The organism is Paenibacillus sabuli (assembly GCF_014705605.1).
GTDB classification, from domain to species: Bacteria; Bacillota; Bacilli; order Paenibacillales; family Paenibacillaceae; genus Paenibacillus_D; species Paenibacillus_D sabuli.
Window position 1 is genome coordinate 1 of record NZ_JACXIZ010000028.1, and the last position, 19,334, is coordinate 19,334.

10 protein-coding genes and 1 riboswitch are annotated in these 19,334 nt (G+C 62.9%); of the genes, 9 read left to right on the forward strand and 1 reads right to left on the reverse strand.

Features of this window, described 5'->3' with window-relative positions; translation table 11 throughout:
• Positions 1-333 precede the first annotated feature (333 nt).
• A riboswitch (cobalamin riboswitch) is annotated at positions 334-519 on the forward strand.
• A 238-nt stretch (positions 520-757) separates the two neighbouring features.
• From IDH44_RS16680 to IDH44_RS16705, 6 genes are all read left to right on the forward strand, one after another.
• Positions 758-6,382, forward strand: coding sequence for a DUF4430 domain-containing protein (locus tag IDH44_RS16680; RefSeq protein ID WP_190919587.1), 5,625 nt, complete (start codon positions 758-760; stop codon positions 6,380-6,382).
• Positions 6,383-6,489: 107 nt separating this feature from the next.
• Positions 6,490-8,175: an S-layer homology domain-containing protein gene (locus IDH44_RS16685; protein ID WP_190919589.1), complete on the forward strand. Its 1,686-nt coding sequence runs from the start codon at positions 6,490-6,492 to the stop codon at positions 8,173-8,175.
• A gap of 4 nt (positions 8,176-8,179) precedes the next feature.
• Positions 8,180-9,406: a DUF4430 domain-containing protein gene (locus IDH44_RS16690; protein WP_223869764.1), complete on the forward strand. Its 1,227-nt coding sequence runs from the start codon at positions 8,180-8,182 to the stop codon at positions 9,404-9,406.
• Positions 9,403-10,299 carry an energy-coupling factor transporter transmembrane component T gene (locus tag IDH44_RS16695; protein ID WP_190919591.1) on the forward strand — a complete coding sequence of 299 codons (897 nt, stop codon included), beginning with the start codon at positions 9,403-9,405 and terminating at the stop codon, positions 10,297-10,299. The genes IDH44_RS16690 and IDH44_RS16695 overlap by 4 nt, the downstream gene beginning before the upstream one ends.
• Positions 10,272-11,912: an ABC transporter ATP-binding protein gene (locus IDH44_RS16700; protein WP_190919593.1), complete on the forward strand. Its 1,641-nt coding sequence runs from the start codon at positions 10,272-10,274 to the stop codon at positions 11,910-11,912. Before IDH44_RS16695 ends, IDH44_RS16700 begins: the two co-directional genes overlap by 28 nt.
• Positions 11,897-12,616, forward strand: coding sequence for an ECF transporter S component (locus tag IDH44_RS16705; RefSeq protein WP_190919595.1), 720 nt, complete (start codon positions 11,897-11,899; stop codon positions 12,614-12,616). The genes IDH44_RS16700 and IDH44_RS16705 overlap by 16 nt, the downstream gene beginning before the upstream one ends.
• 158 nt (positions 12,617-12,774) lie before the next feature.
• Here the strand turns inward: IDH44_RS16705 and IDH44_RS16710 are convergent, their stop codons facing one another.
• The gene (locus IDH44_RS16710; protein ID WP_190919597.1) at positions 12,775-15,750 is read right to left on the reverse strand and encodes a family 78 glycoside hydrolase catalytic domain; all 2,976 of its coding nucleotides are present in this window, start codon (positions 15,748-15,750) and stop codon (positions 12,775-12,777) included.
• A 198-nt stretch (positions 15,751-15,948) separates the two neighbouring features.
• Between IDH44_RS16710 and IDH44_RS16715 the strand changes: the two genes are divergently transcribed.
• The 3 genes from IDH44_RS16715 (at position 15,949) to IDH44_RS16725 (ending at position 19,297) form a co-directional block, all read left to right on the forward strand.
• On the forward strand, positions 15,949-16,947 hold the full coding sequence (locus IDH44_RS16715; protein WP_190919599.1) for a helix-turn-helix domain-containing protein: 999 nt from the start codon (positions 15,949-15,951) through the stop codon (positions 16,945-16,947).
• 262 nt (positions 16,948-17,209) lie between these two features.
• A complete protein-coding gene (locus IDH44_RS16720) occupies positions 17,210-17,650 on the forward strand; it encodes a MarR family winged helix-turn-helix transcriptional regulator (RefSeq protein ID WP_190919601.1) in 441 nt (146 codons plus the stop codon).
• Positions 17,651-17,656: 6 nt separating this feature from the next.
• On the forward strand, positions 17,657-19,297 hold the full coding sequence (locus IDH44_RS16725) for an MDR family MFS transporter (RefSeq protein WP_190919788.1): 1,641 nt from the start codon (positions 17,657-17,659) through the stop codon (positions 19,295-19,297).
• The last annotated feature ends 37 nt before the right edge of the window (positions 19,298-19,334 follow it).

A 19,334-nucleotide genomic window follows, 5' to 3' on the forward strand; every position in this document is an offset into this window, starting at 1 on the left:
TTCTTCCCTCTTTATTTCCAATTCTGGAGTCTTTACTGAACTACTATGCTGTTATCTTCAAAATGAAGTTGATGCTTTTTGAACAGACTCTTGCAGTGGTTTCGTAATAAGCAAGTGAAAGATCCGGATGCGGATGGTGGGCCGCTCTTGCAGGGCAGGGAGTACGAACAATATATTGTGAATCCAGAACTCGCCAATCTGAACCTGTTGCGTATCGCGCTCTGGTTGCCGGAGAGTCCATTTGTCATGAAGACTTCTTGACGGCCCGGTCCCGTTCATCTAAGATGAAACCGACTGTTTCCTTGAATATTCATGGGAGCGCTCGACGACAATTGCATATATCCAGTATGGGGTGCTGTACCACACAGCTTAAAATGGAAGCGCAGTGTAAATCTGCCGCGGTCCCGCCACTGTAACGCGGAGCAGGCTAACGTAACGCCACTGTATCGATGGATACGGGAAGGCGCTAGCCGTGCGATGATGCCGAGCCAGGAGACATGCCCTGTACGTTGATCCAGAAATTCCACGAGGATGGAAGGGGAGATGCGGCGCCGTGTCCAGATGAGGACACAGGTTTGTTTGGCTGTCTGACACCTTTCTCGATTTTAGGGAACGGTGTTTTTTTGAAATCATAGAAAGTATATGACTTGCTCTATACTTGTGTAGATTTCTCGGAACGAAATTCAACTCAGGGAGATGAACGATTGTGTACGTTCAAAGCAAAAAATCCATAGTGGCTTTATATCTAGCCCTTTTAATGCTCTTTTCATTGTTCAGTCCGGCCTTGGCGCTGGCAGCCGAGGGCGGATCGTCGGACCGCTACGTGACGGTGTCCGTCGAGAAATTTACACTCGGGCAAGGCTATGTCGTCGAGCCGGTTCGCGTGCCTTTTGAAGAAGGCGACAATGCGGCCGCCGTCATCATGGCGCTTCTGGGCGAGGATGCACGCCACACCGGCAGCATCGACAGTGCGTTTTATTTGTCAAAAGTGCATAATCCGAGCGACGCAGCCGTCGACATCCCGACCCACATCGTGGATGCGGCCGGAGGAGCGGGCGCGATCGGCGACCGGGCCGAAGCCGACTGGCTGGGCGAATTCGACTATACATCCATGTCAGGCTGGATGTACGCCGTCAATGATCAATTCCCGAATGTCGGAGCGTCGGACAGGACCGTCGCGCAAGGCGATGTGATTCGCTGGCAATTCACGGTCTATGGCTTCGGTGCCGACCTGCGCGGCGAGCTGGCCGGCTCGCCCGAGCTGGCCGACAAGGACGCGCTGACGGCCGAGGTGGCCGCGCTCAACAGCAGCCCGGAGCAAGCCGAACTGCTGGCGGACCCTGCGGTGCAAGCGGCTTACGACGACGCGTATGCGGCGCTGACCGATATGGCGAGCAGCCAGTCGGATGTCGACGCCGCGCGCTCCGCTCTGGAGGAAGCGCTCGCCGCCAGCGAAGACGAGGGGAGCGGTGAGCCGCAACCGGCCTATGACGTCACGTTCACCGTCGCGCCGCGCACTGTGACCCTGGATGTCTACGATGCGGATGATCATCGCGTGGATATCGGGGCAGCGACGCCGGACACGTTCAATGTCTATACCGCCGCATTGCCAGCAGGCACGTACCGCTATTCCGGGGTCGATCAGGAGGGCAACCGGGTCGGCGGGGGCGAGCTCAAGGTCACCGACGAGGCGAATCAGGCGTTTGCCTTACGCCAGTTGAAGCTGCGGGCCAACAATTCGGGCTGGGAGGCAGACGAGGACTACACCGTCCGCATCGGCCAGGACAGCCCGTCCGACACCTCTTTGACGCTTGGCGACAAGGCGGAAGCAGGCCACTATCCTGCACTGGTCGTCACGGGTCATACGTATTTTTATGCCTTCGAGCCGAGCGCGGCGCGGGTTCAGGAAGGGTATGTAGCGCTGGACGGCAGCGTGACCGTCACTTTGGCGGGCTCGGCGCAGAACGTGCGCGGCGCAATCCCGCTTTCCCGCGAGACTTCGTTCGCCGTGCCGGAGGACGCCACGCTTTTTGTGGGCCGCAAGATCAAGCATTTCGTCTCCTTCGAGGAGATCGAGCCGCTGGGCTCCGCGCTTGAGGACGGCAAGCGCATCTACAGCTACAAGCTGATGAACGGTCAGACCTACAATTACCGCGTGAGCCAGCCAGGCAAGCTGACGACCGTCGGGACGTTCCAGGCCAGCGAGGCCAATGCCGCAATGGAGGTCACCTCTGCGCAGTTAGATGTGCAGTCGCCGCAAGCGATTTTGAACCGCGGCACGTACCTGGAGGGCAACCTTTATCTCAATCTCGATACGCAGCATCACCTGAAGCTGGCGGCGCCGGGCGACGAATTCCAGTTGCTGACGCTGCGCAACTGGCAGGCCCTGATCGAGGGCATCAACAATTATTTCTTCGAGCCGGACTACCATTACGAGATCGTATCGGGCGACGACGTGATCGAGATCGCCGCAGGGGAGCCGGGCAGCTATTCCACGATCCGCGCGCTGCAGGAAGGGACGGCCATCGTCAAGGTCACCTATGACGCGCTGAAGGTCAACGGGTCGATGTACATTCAGGACGCAGACGATGCGTTCAGCGCCATCTGGCCGGAGAATGTCGGCCTGTTCGCCGTCACGGTGGGCCAGCCGGAGACGGACATCGTCACCGGCATCGAGAGCAACAAGGCGCGCAATGAAGCGGCCAATGCGGGCAAGACGGGCAACGAGGTCATGAATCTGCAGAATGGCGCCTTCGATGCGGATATCGACAGCGTCTACTACCTCGCCGGCGAGCCGGGCGCGGCCTATACGTTCACGCCTTCGGCAGGCAGCGAGGTCAGCGTGCTGTACCCGGAGATCGACCATGCCGCCGGTACGGTGTCGTACGAAGGCGGCGCGTTCTCCCGGGAGCATGTGACCGCCCACCCGGACGGTTCGGTCGACATCCTGCTCAAGGAAGGCCGCAACCTGGTCAAGGTGGAGAAGGACGGGCTGGCCGAATACCAGGCCATGATCGCCCGGCCGCTGCAGGTGACGCTCGACAATGTGTCGCGTCCAGGCGAAGCGATCGGCGCCGGCGACGAGGTGCAGGCGGTGTTCGAGGGCTTGTCGTTCCCGGCGAACAAGCTGTCCGGCATCTACAACTTTAATGCGCAATTGCGCTTCGCTGCGGGGCCGGACGAGGAGCTGATCACGGGCCTGGCGAGACAATACAATATCGCTACGCAGGCCAACAGCCTGACCTTCCAAGTGCCGGAGCAGTTGGATGAGGACGGCTATAGCTTGTATGACGGACATATCAAGCTGGGCTTCTACGGCAGTCCGATCGGCGATCACCGCAATATCGATCCGGCGGTCGGCGCGAACCCGAACTTCACCGCCTCCATGCGGGAGGGATACTACAGCGTGTTCCCGGAGATCGTCGTCGTGGCGGCGGACGAGCCCGTGCCCGCCGATACGGCTGCGCTGCAGCAGGCGATCGAACAGGCGGAGCGGGCGCTGCAGTCGGTTGTCGTGAGTGCGGACGGCGCGGATGTGCATCCGAGCGACGTTTGGGTGACGGAGGACGTGTACGGCCAGCTCGTCCAGGCGATGGAATCGGCGCAGGCGCTGATTGCGGACGAGACGGCGAGCCAGGATGAGGTGGATGCCAAGGTCCTTGCGCTCGATCAGTCGCGCGCCGCCCTGGAGGCGGCACAGCAGCCCGGGCACAAGGCGCCTTTGACCGGTGTGACGGAGCAGCTTGACGAGCACCTCGCCTATTTGGCGGCGAGCGTCAGTAGTCCGGTCTTCGGCACGCTGGGCGGGGAATGGAGCGTACTGGCGCTGGCGCGTGCCGGCGCCGACGTCCCGGACGGTTACTTTGCCTCTTATTACGACAGCGTTGCGCACGAAGTCGCGCAATTCATGCCCGCCACCGCCAATAAGGCGGAGGGGCTGCTGGATCGCAATCGCGGCACGGAGCATTCGCGCCTGATCCTCGCCCTGACGGCGCTGGGCGAGGATATCCACGATGTGGCGGGCTACGATATCAGCGCGGCGCTGGCGGATTTTGATTATGTGACCAAGCAAGGCATCAACGGGCCGATCTTCGCGCTGCTCGCACTCGACAGTCACGACTATGCGCTCCCGTCTGCCGACGGGGTGGACAATCCGACCACGCGCGAGAAGATGGTCGACTACATTCTCGAACGGGAAATCGCCACAGGCGGCTGGTCGCTGGCCGGTGCGGCCGATCCGGATATGACTGCGATGGCGCTGCAGGCGCTGGCCCCTTACGATGCCTCCGACGAAGCGGTCGGCGCGGCGGTCGACCGGGCAGTGGCCTGGCTCTCCTCCGCGCAGAACGGCAACGGCGGCTACGCCAGCTGGGGCGTCGAGAATGTCCAGAGTGTGGCGCAAGTGGTCGTCGCCCTGACTGCGCTCGACATCGATCCGCATACGGATGCGCGCTTCATCAAGAACGGCCGCTCGGCGGTCGACAATCTGCTGACGTTCGCCGCGCCGGGGGGCGGATTCGTCCATCCGAAGGGCGGCAGCGTGAACGGCATGGCTACCGATCAAGGCACGTACGCCTTGGTCGCATTTGATCGCTTCCTGAAGGGCGAGACCGCTCTCTATGAGATGTCCGATGTCGTGCTGAAGGAAGCGGAGCCGGATGATGTGATCGCGCTCCCCGGCGATGAGCCGTCGATCGTCGTGCCCGATGACGGGCTGGACTACACGATTCGCGTGACCGAAGCGGATCGGGACAAGTCGGTCTCAATTCAGTTGCCTGAACAGTCGCAAGCCCGCGCCTTCATCGAGCTGCCGGCGAATGTCGAGCTGCCTCATCTTGAGATTGTCCGGGGCGGTGTCGTTGCGGCGTTCCCGCAGGGTCTTCGCATGGAGACCGAATCGACGACCGGCCTGGAATTGATGACAGCCAAAAATCGGCAAGATGCGGATATGCGTGCCAAGCTTGTCGGCATTCTTGGCGCCGACCGCGAGCTGGACGGCGTCCAAGCCTTCTTCACGATGGGCGGCAGCGAGCCGGTCCGGTTTGCCAACGGCTTCGTGGCGCTGACCTTTGCAGGGATGGCAGGCAAGGAAGCGGCGTTTATCCAAAATGGGGAAATGGCCGTCATTCAGAAGTTTGCCGATGATGAGGCCGGCGCAGCGAGCGGCCTTTCGGAATATGCCTACGAGGCCGGCGGCGCGCTCGTCGTCAAGACGTCTCATTTTACCGACTTTGTCCTCTACCAGACGACAGCGGTCGAGGAAGAGGACGACGGTACTCCGCCTGGCGAGGATGACGGGGAGGAGCCGGGAACGCAGCGACCCACGATTCGCTTGTCCATAGACAAGCTCACGATCGACAAGGGCTACGTCCTGTCTCCGACGACCGTGTCGTTTACTACAGGCGAGACGGTGTGGGACGTGCTGCAGCGAGAACTGGATGCGCGCGACATTGACTATGACTATACCTTCTCGGAAGAGTACGGCAGTGTCTATATCGAATCCATTGCCGGCGATGGCGAGTTCGATCACGGCAGCGGCAGCGGCTGGATGTACAACGTCAACGGCGATTATCCGCAGTACGGCGCGAGCCAATACGAGCTGGAGCCGGGCGACCGCGTGCAATGGCGCTATACGACCAATCTCGGCGAGGACCTTGGTGAGGATCCCGCGGAATGGGAGGATGATTCCGACTCGGAGGACGGCGATTCCGGAGCCGGAGGTGGCGATCCTGACAGAGGAGGGGACAGCCCTGGCACTGTATTTCCGGAAACTCCAACAGACGGGACTGACGAGTCTGGGGATGCGGACACCGGCGAGAGCAGCGAGAAACTGGTCTTGACGGAGCTCTATACGGATGCCGACCGCATCTCGTCCTGGGCCTACGAATCGATCCGGGCAGCCACGGTCAGAGGGTTCGTGGAAGGGTATCAAGGCCGTGTGAATCCAAAAGACGAGATTACGAGAGCGGAATTCGCCAAGCTGCTGGTAGAGGTCTTCGAGTTAAAAGGAGCTGGCGGGTCCCGGACGCCGTTCCGCGACGTTCAGACGCAGGACTGGTTCTATTCCTACGTGAACGCAGCGCATGCGACGGGCATAGTCACGGGGTATGGGGACCGGTTCCGGCCCAGCGCCGCGATTACCCGTGAGGAGATGGCGGTCATGCTGGCAAGAGCGCTGGATCTGGCGCCGGCCGACTCGGCAAGCAGCTATGCGGATCAGGATCTAATCGCCGCCTGGGCGCTGCCGAATGTACAGCGTCTTGCCGAGCTGGAGCTGATGATCGGCAGCGGGGACCGCTTCCTTCCGAAGGATGCGGCGACGCGCGAAATGGCCTTCGTGGTGGCGATGCGCGCCTACCATTACAAGGAGACCAGGGAGTAACACAGCCAAGTCAAAAAAGGGATTGCTTTCCGGAGGGCGAGACCGCCTTTCGGGAAGCAGCCCTTTCGGTGTTATACAAGGGGATTTGAGAAAGGAGTGGTTGCGCGATGTTTTACCCACTGCGGCCCTGGCGCCTCGCCTTGGCGACGCTGCTGCTGGGCCTGCTGCTGGCGATGCCTGCCGCGCTCGCCGCGGCAACCGGAGAAGCCGATGTAGACGGACTGTATACGGATGCCGGCGCGATCTCTCCCTGGGCGCGGGAGGCCATCCGGGAAGGGACGGAGCAGGGCATGATCGCCGGTAGCGGCGGTAAGCTTCGCCCCCAAGGTCTGATCACGCGGGCGGAGTTCACCAAGCTGCTGGTGGAGATGCTCGCCATCGAAGCCGCGAATGGGCGCAAGCTGCCTTTTGCGGATGTAAGCAAGCGCGACTGGTTTTACCCTTACGTCCAGATCGGCTATGATGCCGGCATGGTCTCGGGTTACAGCAGTACGGCGTTTCGCCCGCATGCGCCGATTGCGCGTCAGGAAATGGCCGTCATGATGGTCCAGGCGCTGGGGCTGCAGGAGGAGCTGGTTGATGGCGAGCCGCAGGATATGGCCGACGCGGCGCTATGGGCGCAGCCCGCGGTCCGGACGGTCGCAGCAGTCGGTATCATGCAGGGCGACAGCGGCCAATTCCGCCCCCGCGATCCGGCTACGCGAGAGATGGCCTTCGTGGTGGCGATGCGCGCGTATGCGGCGGCAGCCGGGGAAGAGGCGGCCGGAGGGACGCCCGGCGGGCAAGAGCGCCGTCTGGACGAGGTCCGGCAGCTGATCCGGTCCAATTCCGCATTCATGCAGCGCATGGTGCCGGAGCCCGGTCTGGGCACGCTGGCTGGCGAGTGGACGATGTTCGGGCTGGCGCGCTCGGGCGAGCCGGTGCCGGACGACTACTATGCGGCGTACGAGCGTAATGTCGTGGCGGAGGTGCAGCGGCTCATGCCCGAGAGCGGCGGCAAGGCGGAGGGCCGCTTGGACCGCAGCAAAGGAACCGAGCATGCGCGGCTGATGCTCGGGCTCACGGCGATCGGCCGGGACGTACACGATGTCGGCGGATACGATATCCGCCAGGCGCTGGCTGACTTCGACTACGTCACTCGCCAGGGCATCAACGGGCCGATCTTCGCGCTGATCGCCTTCGACAGTCTCGACTACGAGATTCCGATCGATGCCGGCGTCAAGGAACAGACGACGAGAGCACGCCTGATTGCGTTCATCCTGGAACGCGAGATCGACGGCGGCGGCTGGGCGCTGGGCGCAGACCCCGTGACGCCGGACCCGGATATGACGGCGATGGCGATCCAGGGGCTGACCCCGTACTACACGGAGCGCCCGGAGGTGCGCGCGGCTGCGGATCGGGGGCTCGCCTGGCTGGCGGCGGCCCAGGACAGCAGCGGGGGTTACCGCAGTTGGGGCGCCCTGAACGCGGAGAGCGCAGCGCAGGTCGTCGTGGCGCTCTCCGGACTGGGCATCGATGCGGCAGTCGACCCGCGCTTTGTGAAGCAGGGCGGCTCGGTGCTCGATGCGCTGCTTGGCTATGCCGCGCCGGACGGCGGATTCTATCACATCCGGACCGGGGAAGCAGGCAATGGCGGGGCGGCGCCGGGAGCGGTTGACCCGATGGCGACGGACCAGGCGATGTATGCGCTGGTGGCTTACCGGCGCTTCGCGGAAGGCGGCAACCGGCTCTACGACATGACCGACCGGACCGGAGCGACCGCGACCGCCGCCGCCTTCCTGACGAGGAGGTAGACACATGAAGAAGAAGTCTCTGCTTATCCTCGCCGCAGCAATTGCGGTTTTGCTTGTGGCGACCTTCTTGTTGGGCAATCGGGACGAGGTCGTGCCGCTGGAGGACGGGCACCAGGCGGGCGAGGCGGCTGAGGCTGAGACCTCGATGCCTCATGAAGCTCCGTTGGTAGCACAGGAGGCACAGGAAGAGCCGTCGCCGGCGATGGATGCAGGATCGACCGCGGACCCGCAGCGAGCGGGAGAGCGGTCCGACGGTGTGCCAGCAGCAGGAGCGTCAGGCGAAGCGTCGGACGGCGAGAGGCCGGCGGCAGGCGAAGCCCCGGCGTCCGATGAGGCCGGAGCTGATGCGCCGGGGGCCGATGCACCTGAGCCGGAATCATCGGCGCCTGCAGACGCAGCATCCGAATCATCCGAATCCGCAGCGCCCGCAATTCCGACGGAGTCGAGCGGGGCGGTCTCGGCGTCCGAAGAGGAGCCGAGCGCCGCAGTGCCCGCAGCCGAGTCGCCCCCGGTTGAGGAAGCGCCTGACACCGGCGCAGAGCCGGGGCGCGGCGAACCGGCGGCACCGGGCAGGCCGGCGAGCGAACCGCCGTCCTCGGGCGGCCTGGAGCCGGAGCGCCCGGCTGCGCCCCAACCGGATGACGCGGCAGCGCCGCCGTCCGAGCAATCGCCCGCGGCGGGCCAGGAGGACAATCAGACCGAGCCTCAGACGCAGGCCTCGGCAGGGGACAAGGACCGCTACCTGACGGACCCGGTGCCGGAAGGCAAGCCGGAGCCGGTGGAGTGGCAGGAGGTCGAAGTCGACAAAGCGAAAGCGCGCACGGCCACGTTGTCGGTCACGGCGAAGACGATTCTGAACAACCTCGACCTGCTTGACGAAGACAAGCTGGAGGTGCTGCCGGGCGACGGCGTCATCTATGCCGAGCAGACGGTGACGTTTTACGAAGGCGAATCGGTGTTTGATGTGCTGCTCAGAGAGATGAAGGCAAGCAAAATCCACATGGAATTCGAGATGACGCCGATTTACAACAGTCATTATGTGGAAGGCATCCACAATCTTTACGAGTTCGATTGCGGCGAACTGAGCGGCTGGATGTATAAGGTGAACGACTGGTTTCCCAACTACGGCGCAAGCCGGTACCAATTGGAGCCCGGCGACCGGATCGAGTGGGTGTATACGTGCGATCTGGGCCGGGACATCGGCGGATCGGCGGTCGCGGGCGGAAGATGAGCAAGCGGAACAGCTTTGCAAGCCTGCACCCGGCCGTGCTTTTTGCCTATTTTGCTGCCGTCATCGGCTGCAGCATGTTTTTCACGCATCCGCTCTTTCAAGCGCTGTCGCTGCTTGGCGCATTTTCCTATTCTGTACTGGTCAAAGGGCGGACGGGCTGGGTGTTCAATACGCTTTATATGCTGCCCGTCCTGCTGCTGATGGCGATCTGGAACCCGCTGTTCAACCATCAAGGCGTGACCATTTTGTTTTACCTGGACAGCGGCAACCCTGTGACCCTGGAGTCGGTGCTGTACGGGGCGTCGGCGGCAGTCATGTTCGTGACGGTCATCCTGTGGTTTTCTTGCGTGAATGCGGTGATGACCTCCGACAAAATCATCTACTTGTTCGGCCGCGTGCTGCCGGCGTTCTCACTGCTTTTCTCCATGGTGCTCCGCTTCGTCCCGCGGTATGCGGACAAGGCGCGCGAAATCTCGCTCGCGCAAAAAGGCATCGGGCGGGATGTCTCGCAGGGGAGCTGGCTGCAGCGTGCGAAAAACGGCATGCGCATCCTGTCGATCCTGACGACCTGGGCGCTCGAAAATGCGATCGAGACGGCCGACTCGATGAAATCGCGAGGGTACGGCTTGCCGGGGCGGACCAGCTTCTCGCTGTTCCGCCTTGACCGCAGAGATGCGGCGATGTTAGGCGGGATGGCGATTCTGATGGCAATCGTTCTGACCGGGGCCGCTCTGGGGATGAATGCGATGCGCTTTTTCCCGTCGATCCGCACCGCCGAGCCTTCCGTATTTCGCACAGCGGCGCTGGTCGCCTATCTGCTATTCTGTCTGTTGCCGGTTATCCTTACGATTCAGGAGGAACGAAGGTGGAAGCGTATCGAATCGAGCATTTAAGTTTTTCTTACCCGGACCAGCCGAGCCGCGTTTTGGATGACATCTCGTTATCCATTCGGCACGGCGAATTTGTGACGCTGTGCGGGAAGTCGGGCTCGGGCAAGAGCACCCTGCTGCGCCATCTGAAGTCGGGATTGACGCCGCATGGGGCGCGAGAGGGCGACATTTGCTACGAGGGGATGACGCTGGCGCATGTCGAGCCGAGGCGCCAAGCCGCCGAGATCGGGTATGTGCTGCAAAATCCGGATAACCAGATTGTCACGGACAAAGTATGGCACGAGCTGGCCTTCGGTCTGGAGAGCCTGGGCTTCGACACCCCGACGATCCGGCTGCGCGTTGCCGAGATGGCCAGTTTTTTTGGCATACAGGACTGGTTTCATCACAAGGTAGGCGCACTCTCGGGCGGGCAGAAGCAAATGCTGAATCTGGCCTCCGTCATGGCGATGCAGCCGTCCGTGCTCGTTCTGGACGAGCCGACGGCGATGCTGGACCCGATTGCGGCAGTGGAGTTTTTGGAAACCTTGAAGCGCATCAACCGGGATCTCGGTACGACGGTCGTGCTGTCCGAGCATCGGCTGGAGGAGGTGCTGGACCGCAGCGACCGGCTGGTCGTCCTGGGTCGGGGGCGCATCATCGCCGACGGCCCGCCCCGTAGTGTCGGCGATACGCTCTATCGACTCGATCACCCGATGTGCCTCGCGATGCCGGCGGCGATGCAGATCGGCAAAGCGTTGCAGCCGGAAGGCGGCTGCCTGCTCACCGTCAACGAAGGCCGGCAGCGCGTCTCACAGGCCGCGCGAGGGCATGTGCGACCCGGAGCGCCTGTGCCCGGGCGCCGGTCCGATCCTGAACGGACGCCCAAGACCGCGTTGCAGCTGCGGGAGGTGTGGTACCGCTATGCCAAGACCGCGCCGGATGTCGTGAAGGATCTGTCCCTCGACGTCCTGGAGGGGGAGTGGTACAGCATCGTCGGGGGCAACGGCACCGGCAAGACGACCGCGTTGACGCTGATGGCCGGCGTGCGGAAGCCGTATCGCGGGAAAATCATGCACGCTGAAGTGTCTCGCCCCATGGCGCTGCTGCCGCAGAACCCGCAGCAGCTATTTGTGCGAAAAAGCGTAGAGCTCGAGCTTCGGGAAATGCGCGCCGCCACGGGCGCGACCAAAGCGGAGCAGGAGCGGCGGATTAGCGAGGTCGTCGAGCTCGCGGAGCTGGGCGCTGTTCTGGGGCGGCACCCGTACGATTTGAGCGGCGGCGAGCAGCAACGGGCCGCGCTGGCGAAACTGCTGCTGCTGGAGCCCCGGTTGCTGCTGCTCGACGAACCGACCAAGGGACTGGACGCGTTTTTCAAAACGAAGCTGGCCGCGATCTTGAAGAAACTGAACGACAAGGGGATAACCATCGTCATGGTGTCCCATGATCTTGAATTTTGCGCAAGCCATGCCGATCGATGCGGATTGTTTTTCGACGGGGGGATTGTGACGGCCCGCGAGACGAGGAATTTCTTTGCGGGCAATCGCTTCTATACGACTTCAGCGAATCGGATGGCACGGCATCTTTACCCGCAAGCGATCACGATAGAGGATGTGATCAAGCAATGTCGACCCGGTTAGGCCGCTACCGGACGGTGATTGCCGCCGTCTTGATCGTAGTCGCGATTCCGTTGACGATTTTGTACGGCGTCTATTCGTTGAATGACCGCAAATACTATTTTATCAGCCTGTTGATCATCACCTATGCGCTGCTTCCCTTCTTGCTCGTATTCGAGCGAAGGGCGCCGCAAGCGCGCGAGCTCATCGTCATCGCGGTATTGTCCGCCATCGCGGTGGCGGGGCGGGCCGCCTTCTTCATGCTCCCGCAGTTCAAGCCCGTTGTTGCGATCGTCATTATCGCGGGTGTATCGCTGGGCGCGGAAGCGGGTTTTCTGGTTGGGGTGCTGAGCGGCTTCGTGTCCAACTTTTTCTTTGGCCAGGGCCCCTGGACGCCATGGCAGATGTTTTGCTTCGGCATCATCGGCTATCTGGCCGGGGTGCTGTTCCGCAAGGGCAGGCTGAGCCGGAGCAAGCTTTCGTTATGCGTATTTGGCGGGGCGGCCACGTACGTGCTGTACGGCGGCGTGATCAACATCGGCAGCCTGCTGATGTTCTCGGCCGAGTTCTCATGGGAGGCGCTGCTGGCCGCATACGCTTCGGCGATCGGCTTTGATCTCGTACATGCCGTCGCGACGGTCGTCTTCCTGTTCGTGCTTTCACAGACGATGCTGGAGAAGCTGGAGCGGATCAAGTCGAAATACGGCTTGCTGGATCGCGGGGGATGACAGAGCTTCGGGCATGCGCAAATTGATTGGGTAAAATTGGCGATACTCGCCTAAAACAATATGCACAAAGGGAGCCGGCCCTCGGCTCCCTTTGTGCGCTGGTCTTGAAACTGTCAATCCCGTACGTTCAGATAGTCTGATAGCTGTTGAGGTTCAAATTAATAACCGATCCTAAGCTCGCGCAGCACGAGCTCCAGATCGTCCGGGGCGGCGATGTCGAGCTCGACTCCTTGCGGCGCCTCGACCCGCAGGTAGAAGCGTCCGGTCGCCAGGTCTGCCTGCCACTCGACGTCGATGCATCCGCCGCCCGGCAGCGGCACGGCGCCGCGCGCCCGCGTCAGTCCGCACAGCTGCGGCTGCACTGCCACGCGCGTCCACCCCGGCGTCAGTCCGCGCACGCCGAGCGCGTAGGCGCCCAGGAAGTACGCCGGGCCGGCCGACCAGGCGTGACAGTGGCTGCGCGTCGGCGGGGACGGGTGGCCGTCCCGCACCAGCTCCGGCAGCTGCGCCTCTTCCAGGCCGTCCGCGCGCTGCTCCGGCGAGATGCTGCTGCCGATGAACACCTCCCAGCAGGTCGTGGCGTCATGCTCGACCATGACGCCGTAGCTGCGCCGGATGTCGTCCGCCAGCAGATCATAGCGTCCGAGCCGCGCCATCGCCTCATGCAGGAAGAAGGACATGAACGGGCTGCCGATCTGCACGAATGCCGCCGGCGGCTGCTCCAGATAGCGCGCCAGCCGAGCCGCGCGCTCGCCCTGCGGGATGTCGCATAGCAGCGCGACGACCTGCGCCTGCATGCTGATCGTCTGCGACAGCGAGCCGTCCGGGCGAATGCAATCGACATAGGCCTGGCGCGACTCGTCCCACAGCAGTCGGTCGACGCATTCGCGCAGCTTATCCGCCTCAGCCACGTAGCGCGCGGCGTCCTCCTGATCCTGCACCGCCTCCGCAACGTAGGCGGCGTCGCGCAGCGCCTTGACGAGGAACATATTCTGCGGCGTGACGATGCCGTCCCGTGGTTGTTCGAAATTGCCCCACTCCAGCAGGTTCCAGCCTTGATGGACGAACAGGCCGTCCGGCTGCAGCCGCCCCAGGAACGCTTCCAGTGCCGCCCGCATCTGCGGCCAGATGTCGCGGGCGAAGGCGAGCGAGCCGGTATAGTCGTAGTATTCGCGGCAGGCGGTCACCCAGAACAGCGTCCAGTTCGGAATGACGCTGTTCCAGCCGCTGGGCACCTGATCGGCGTACAGCGGCGACTGGAAGGCGGACCCCGGCACGAGCCGCAGGCAGCGCTCGACGATCGGACTGCTGCCGAAGGCGTAGTAGCTCACCAGCGCTTCGTTGCGCGCGTCGCCGACCCAGAATACCTGCTCGAAGGCTGGACAGTCGACGAACGTATCCTCCATGCACATGCGTGTCGTCTCGCGGCTAATGTGCCAGATCCGCTCAAGCAGCGCGTCGCTCGATTGGAAGCGGCCGAGCTCGGCGACCGGATAGGTGCTGAGACGCAGCTGCAGGTCGTACAGCCGCAGCGGCCGCTGCGCGCCGCGTACGGCGATCTGCACATAGCGCAGCCCGCGCCGGATCGGCGAGACATAGCGCTGGCGACCCTCGGCGGTGACGTAGCGCATCGTATTATCCAATTGATAGGTATGCTGGAGCCAGCCGCGCCGCATGTATTCGAAGCCGTACAAGTCCAGCGTCGTACCCGCCTCGGCCTCGATCTCGAAGGCGAGATAGCCGGTCAGCTCACGGCCGAAGTCGACGATCAGCTCGGTGTCCGCGCCCGGCTCCAGCGGCAGCGCTGCGCCGTCCGGACCGGCCGCGAGCGCGAGCTGCAGCTCGTGGGGGACCGGCAGCTCGCGCGCCTCGCTGGTCCATACGGCGTGGGTAAATGTGTCCTCCAGATTGACGAGCGCGGGCGGCACCGGGGCGAGCCAATCGGATAGGGCGGTCAGCTCTTCCACTGAAGCTGCTGCCGCAGCGCGGGCGTAGGCGGGATGCCCGCGCCGCAGCTCCCGCGTCTGCTGATGGTCGATGACCTCGACGGTATCGAACGGGCCGATCGCCGTGAAGGCGCTATCGCTCTCGTCGTCCAGCGCTCGCACACGCAGCGGCACGTCGCTGTCGAAGGCGATGTGATAGCCGTGGCCGTGCGTCTGACCGCTGACGTCCAGCACGATCAGATGCTCGCCCGCCTCCAGCGGTACGGCCGCGTAGCGCTCCGGCCTCTCGCCGGACCAGGCGGCCTCCGGCGGCGCGACGCCGTCGACCGTGACGCGCAGCGGCAGGCGCCCGTCGTCGACGGAGCCGATCGTCAGCGTGCCGCGGCCGGCCAGATGGATGCGCGCGGCCAGCAGACCGACGAGCTGGATGTTGTTGGCATGAGCGGCGCTCTCCGGGGCGAACAGGCTGCGCACGTCGACGACCGCCGCCCAGGCGATCGGCCGCGTGAAGCGCAGCCGCTCCACGCGCACTGCCCGTACCGGCTCTTCGGTCAGGTACGGGATGTCGCGCGGCACCGGCATGCCCCAGGGCGACAGGCCGGCGGGTCCGAGCGTGCGGGCCTTCTCCCAGCTGCTGTCGTCGAAGCCGGGCTTCGTCCAGTCATCGTTCAGCGCGCGGGCGTCGAAGCGCTCGGTGAAGCCGAGCTGGCACGAGATGCGCGAGGTATGCGCATCGTAGCCGGCGTGGACCTGCGTGCGCCAGTCCTCGTCCGTCGAGGCCAGCACGCGAGGCGAGCGCCGCGCCGCGTCCTGGCCGGGCTGGGCGGCAGCGCCTTGCGCGTCATCCGTCGCGCTCAGCAGCTCCGCCAGCAGTCCGCCTCGGCCGCGCAAGTATTGGAAGGTCGAGATTCCGTAATGCGTGACCAGCACGGCAATCGCATTGTCCGCGCCGGGCCGCAGCAGGTGGCCGACCTCATATTCATCATAGCTGAGCTGCTCGGGCCACGAGCGTACCGGGCCGCGTCCGACGAGCGTGCCGTTGACGTACAGCACATACCGGGAGTCGGCGGTGATCCGCAGCCGCGCATCTGGCGCGGGCTGCTCCAGCCGTACGCTTTGGCGGAAGCAATGCCACCCATTGCGCGGGCTCGGCGCACCGTTGTCCCATATCCATTTCCCTTGCCACATCTTGCATCTCCATCCCTTCTGTCACGAGAAGTAGCCGACTGTTCCCGCATTTGCGGGTTGCAGGGCAATCGCTTTCATTATAAAGTGTAGAGAACGGATAATTCTAAGACGATTCGGACATGATGTGGCGGCAATTCGGCTATGGTGCAGCGAAATTGAGCAGTCATCGAAGCCAGGGAAGGGAAGAGGGCAAGGCATATGGGGGTCAAACGAACGATTATCACGACTTCGCGGGAGCTCTATCTGAATACTCCGTTGCCGCTGCATGTCAACCGGATGACGGAGAGCTTCGAGCTGGAGCAGCATCGCCACGAATTCATCGAGTTGAATTATGTAAGCGAAGGACGCGGCTTTCACTATATTGAGGAAGAGCGGATGCCGGTCGCGCGCGGCGATCTGTTTTATTTGCCGCTCGGGGTCTCGCACGTCTTTCGCCCGGCTGCGGCAGGAGGAGACGGGGGCCGCTTAATTGTGCACAACTGCCTGTTCGACGGCCGCTTGCTGGAGCGCCTGACGCCGGCATACGGGAGCGAACCCGGCATGGCGCCGCTGACGCCTGCGGCCTATCCGGAGCAAGGCTGGCTGCACGCGCGCGACGAAGATGGCTTTGCGGGGCGGGTGTTTCGGGACCTGCTGGAGGAGTTTGCGTCCAAGCGACCCGGCTTCGAGGCAATGATGATTGCCAGCCTCGTGCGGGTGCTCGTCTATTTGCGGCGTGCCGCGGCGGATGCGCCGGATTCGGCATCCGGCTCGCCGGTGGGCTCGGCGCCCGGCCTGGCTTCCGGCTCGACATCCGGCGTTGCATCCGCAGGAGAGCGCCATGGCGGCAGGGAGGCGGCGACAGACGCGCCGGTCGTGCGCGGCGTCCCGAGTCTCGCCTCGCGCATCGATGAGGCGGCGCGCCTGGTCGCCCGCGAGCCGCACGTCTCTTACACGGTTCAGGCGCTGGCGGATGCGGCCGGCGTGAGCGAGCGCCATTTTCGGCGCCGCTTCGCGGAGCGGCTCGGCATGCCGTTCACGAGCTACGTCCATGCGCATCGCATCGAATTGGCATGCCGGCTGCTTGCGGAGGGCGGTCACAAGATTGCCGCCGTCGCCGACTTCTCCGGATACCGCGATCTGTCGTTCTTCAATCGTCTCTTCAAATCCAAAACCGGCCTCACACCGCGCCAATACCGCGCGCAGCATCGTCGCTAGGGACACGGGACGATGCTAATCTCACCTCTTAACGAGCTTGCGAGCGTATTTTAACGAAAAAGAAAGATGTAAGCGGTTAGATGAACCTTCATTGACCTGCTGAGTGATTGACACGACGCCTTGAAGGGCGTATATTTTATGCATAAATAAATTAGTACTAAACTAATTTTCGCTAAAATAATTGATTGTAAAGTTTTATGGTCGACTTTGGATCGGCCGCGATTTTTTTGGCTAATGTACGGAGGGAGATGACAAGGGTGACATGCCTTATCATGAGCAGTCGCATGAAATTCATACGTTGTTCAAGAGCTTAATGAAAAAAGTCGGCGACGCGTGGAATCGCGACAACGATACCGGCTTGTCTGTCACGCACTATCGCATGCTGCATGCGCTGGTCCAGAAAGGAAAGCAAAAGGTTGCCGAGCTGGCCGAATGCCTGCAGGTCACGCCCGGCGCAGTCACCGGTCTGGCGGATAAGCTGATCGAGCGCGGCTACGTCGTGCGCAATCGCGATCAGGACGACCGCCGCGTTGTCTATCTGGCGGTGACCCCGCAAGGCCGAACGCTGAAGGATGCGATGGAGGAGAAGCATCAGGCATTGTACGGACGGCTTTTCGAGCAGCTGCCGGAGACCGACATCGCGCATCTCAAGCGGATTTTTGGGCAAATGATTGACGCTGTAAATCGGATAGAAAAGGAGTAGATTTTCATCGAACACTTAGCGCAACGCCAAAAGGTATTGATTATGGTCGCGATCATGTCGGCCATGTTTTTTGCAGCCATTAACCAGACGATCGTCAGCACGGCGATGCCGCGCATCGCCGCCTTGCTCAACGGCATGGATCACTATGCATGGGTCATCACGATCTACATGCTGACCTCGACGATCGCCACGATTCTCGTCGGCAAGCTGTCGGACATCTACGGACGCAAGCCGTTCCTGCTGTCGGGCATCATCTTGTTCATGGCCGGCGCGCTGCTCTGCGGCACCTCAGGCACGATTACGCAGATGATTATCTATCGCGGCATCCAGGGACTGGGCGGCGGCATCATCATGGCCAGTGCCGTGACCGCCGTGGGCGACTTGTTCCCCCCGCGCGAGCGGGCCAAGTGGACCGGCATGCTGATGGCCACCTTCGGCGTATCGAGCGTGCTCGGACCGACGCTCGGCGGCTGGATGGTCGACCACATGAATTGGGAGTGGCTGTTCTGGATCTTCCTGCCGCTCGGCTTCGTCTCTTTTGCCCTGATTGCCAAGCTGTTCCCGAAGGCGGAGCGCAGAGTCGGCGAACGCGTCGATTACTGGGGCTCGCTGTTCCTGACCCTGGCCATCGTGCCGCTGCTGCTTGGCTTCACGTGGGCCGGCTCCGAGTATGAATGGCTCTCGCCGCAAATTCTCGGGCTGTTCGGCGGCGCGCTGATCAGCGTCATCATCTTTATCTTCGTCGAGCGCAAGGTGGCGAACCCGGTCATGCCGCTGTCGCTGTTCCGCAACAGCATCGTCACCATCTCCAATCTGGCGGGCTTCCTGATGGGGGCCGGCATGCTGGGCGCGCTGATTTACCTGCCGTTCTTCGTGCAGGGCGTCGAGGGCGTATCGCCGACGTACTCCGGCTACGTGACGATGCCGATGTCGATCAGCATGATCGTGCTCAGCGCCCTGACAGGCCGCTGGATGACCAAGACGGGCAAGTACAAGCGCTTCGCCATCCTCGGCATGCTGATCATGATGATCGGCATGGTCATGATGGCCTTCATGGATAACATTCCGTTCGCGATTGCGAGCATGATCGTTTTCGGGCTCGGCCTCGGCTTCGGCATGCCGGTCTTCACGCTGGCAGCCCAGAATGCCGTGCCGTCCTCGGAGCTCGGCGTCGTCACGGCCGCGTCGCAGCTGTTCCGCAACATGGGCAGCACGATCGGCATCGCCGTCATGGGCTCGGTCATGACCTCGCGTCTCACCGCCAATCTGACGGAGGCGGCGGCCAGCAGCGGCATCGATCCATCGGCCGTCGATCCGGCCGCAGCCGAGCAGCTGGCGCCGTTCATGAATCCTCAGCTGCTGCTCAACAAGCCGGAGCTGGAGCAGCTCCAGGCCGCCGTGCCGGAGCAATTGCAGTCGGTCGTCACACAGATGATCGCGATGCTGCGGGGCGCGCTCAGCGATGCGCTGACGACGGTGTTCCTGGCCGGTACGGGTCTGCTCGCCGTGGCCTTCGTGCTGGTGCTCTTCCTCAAGGAGATCCCGCTGCGCATGGCGCAGACGCCCGCGCCTGCTCCGGCAGGTGCGGAGCAGGGCGCCGGCGAGCAGGAGGCTGTCGCCTCGCGTCCGTCGCTGGGCGAGGCATAAGCCACCGGCGACTTGAGATAAGACCAATTCTTTTTCG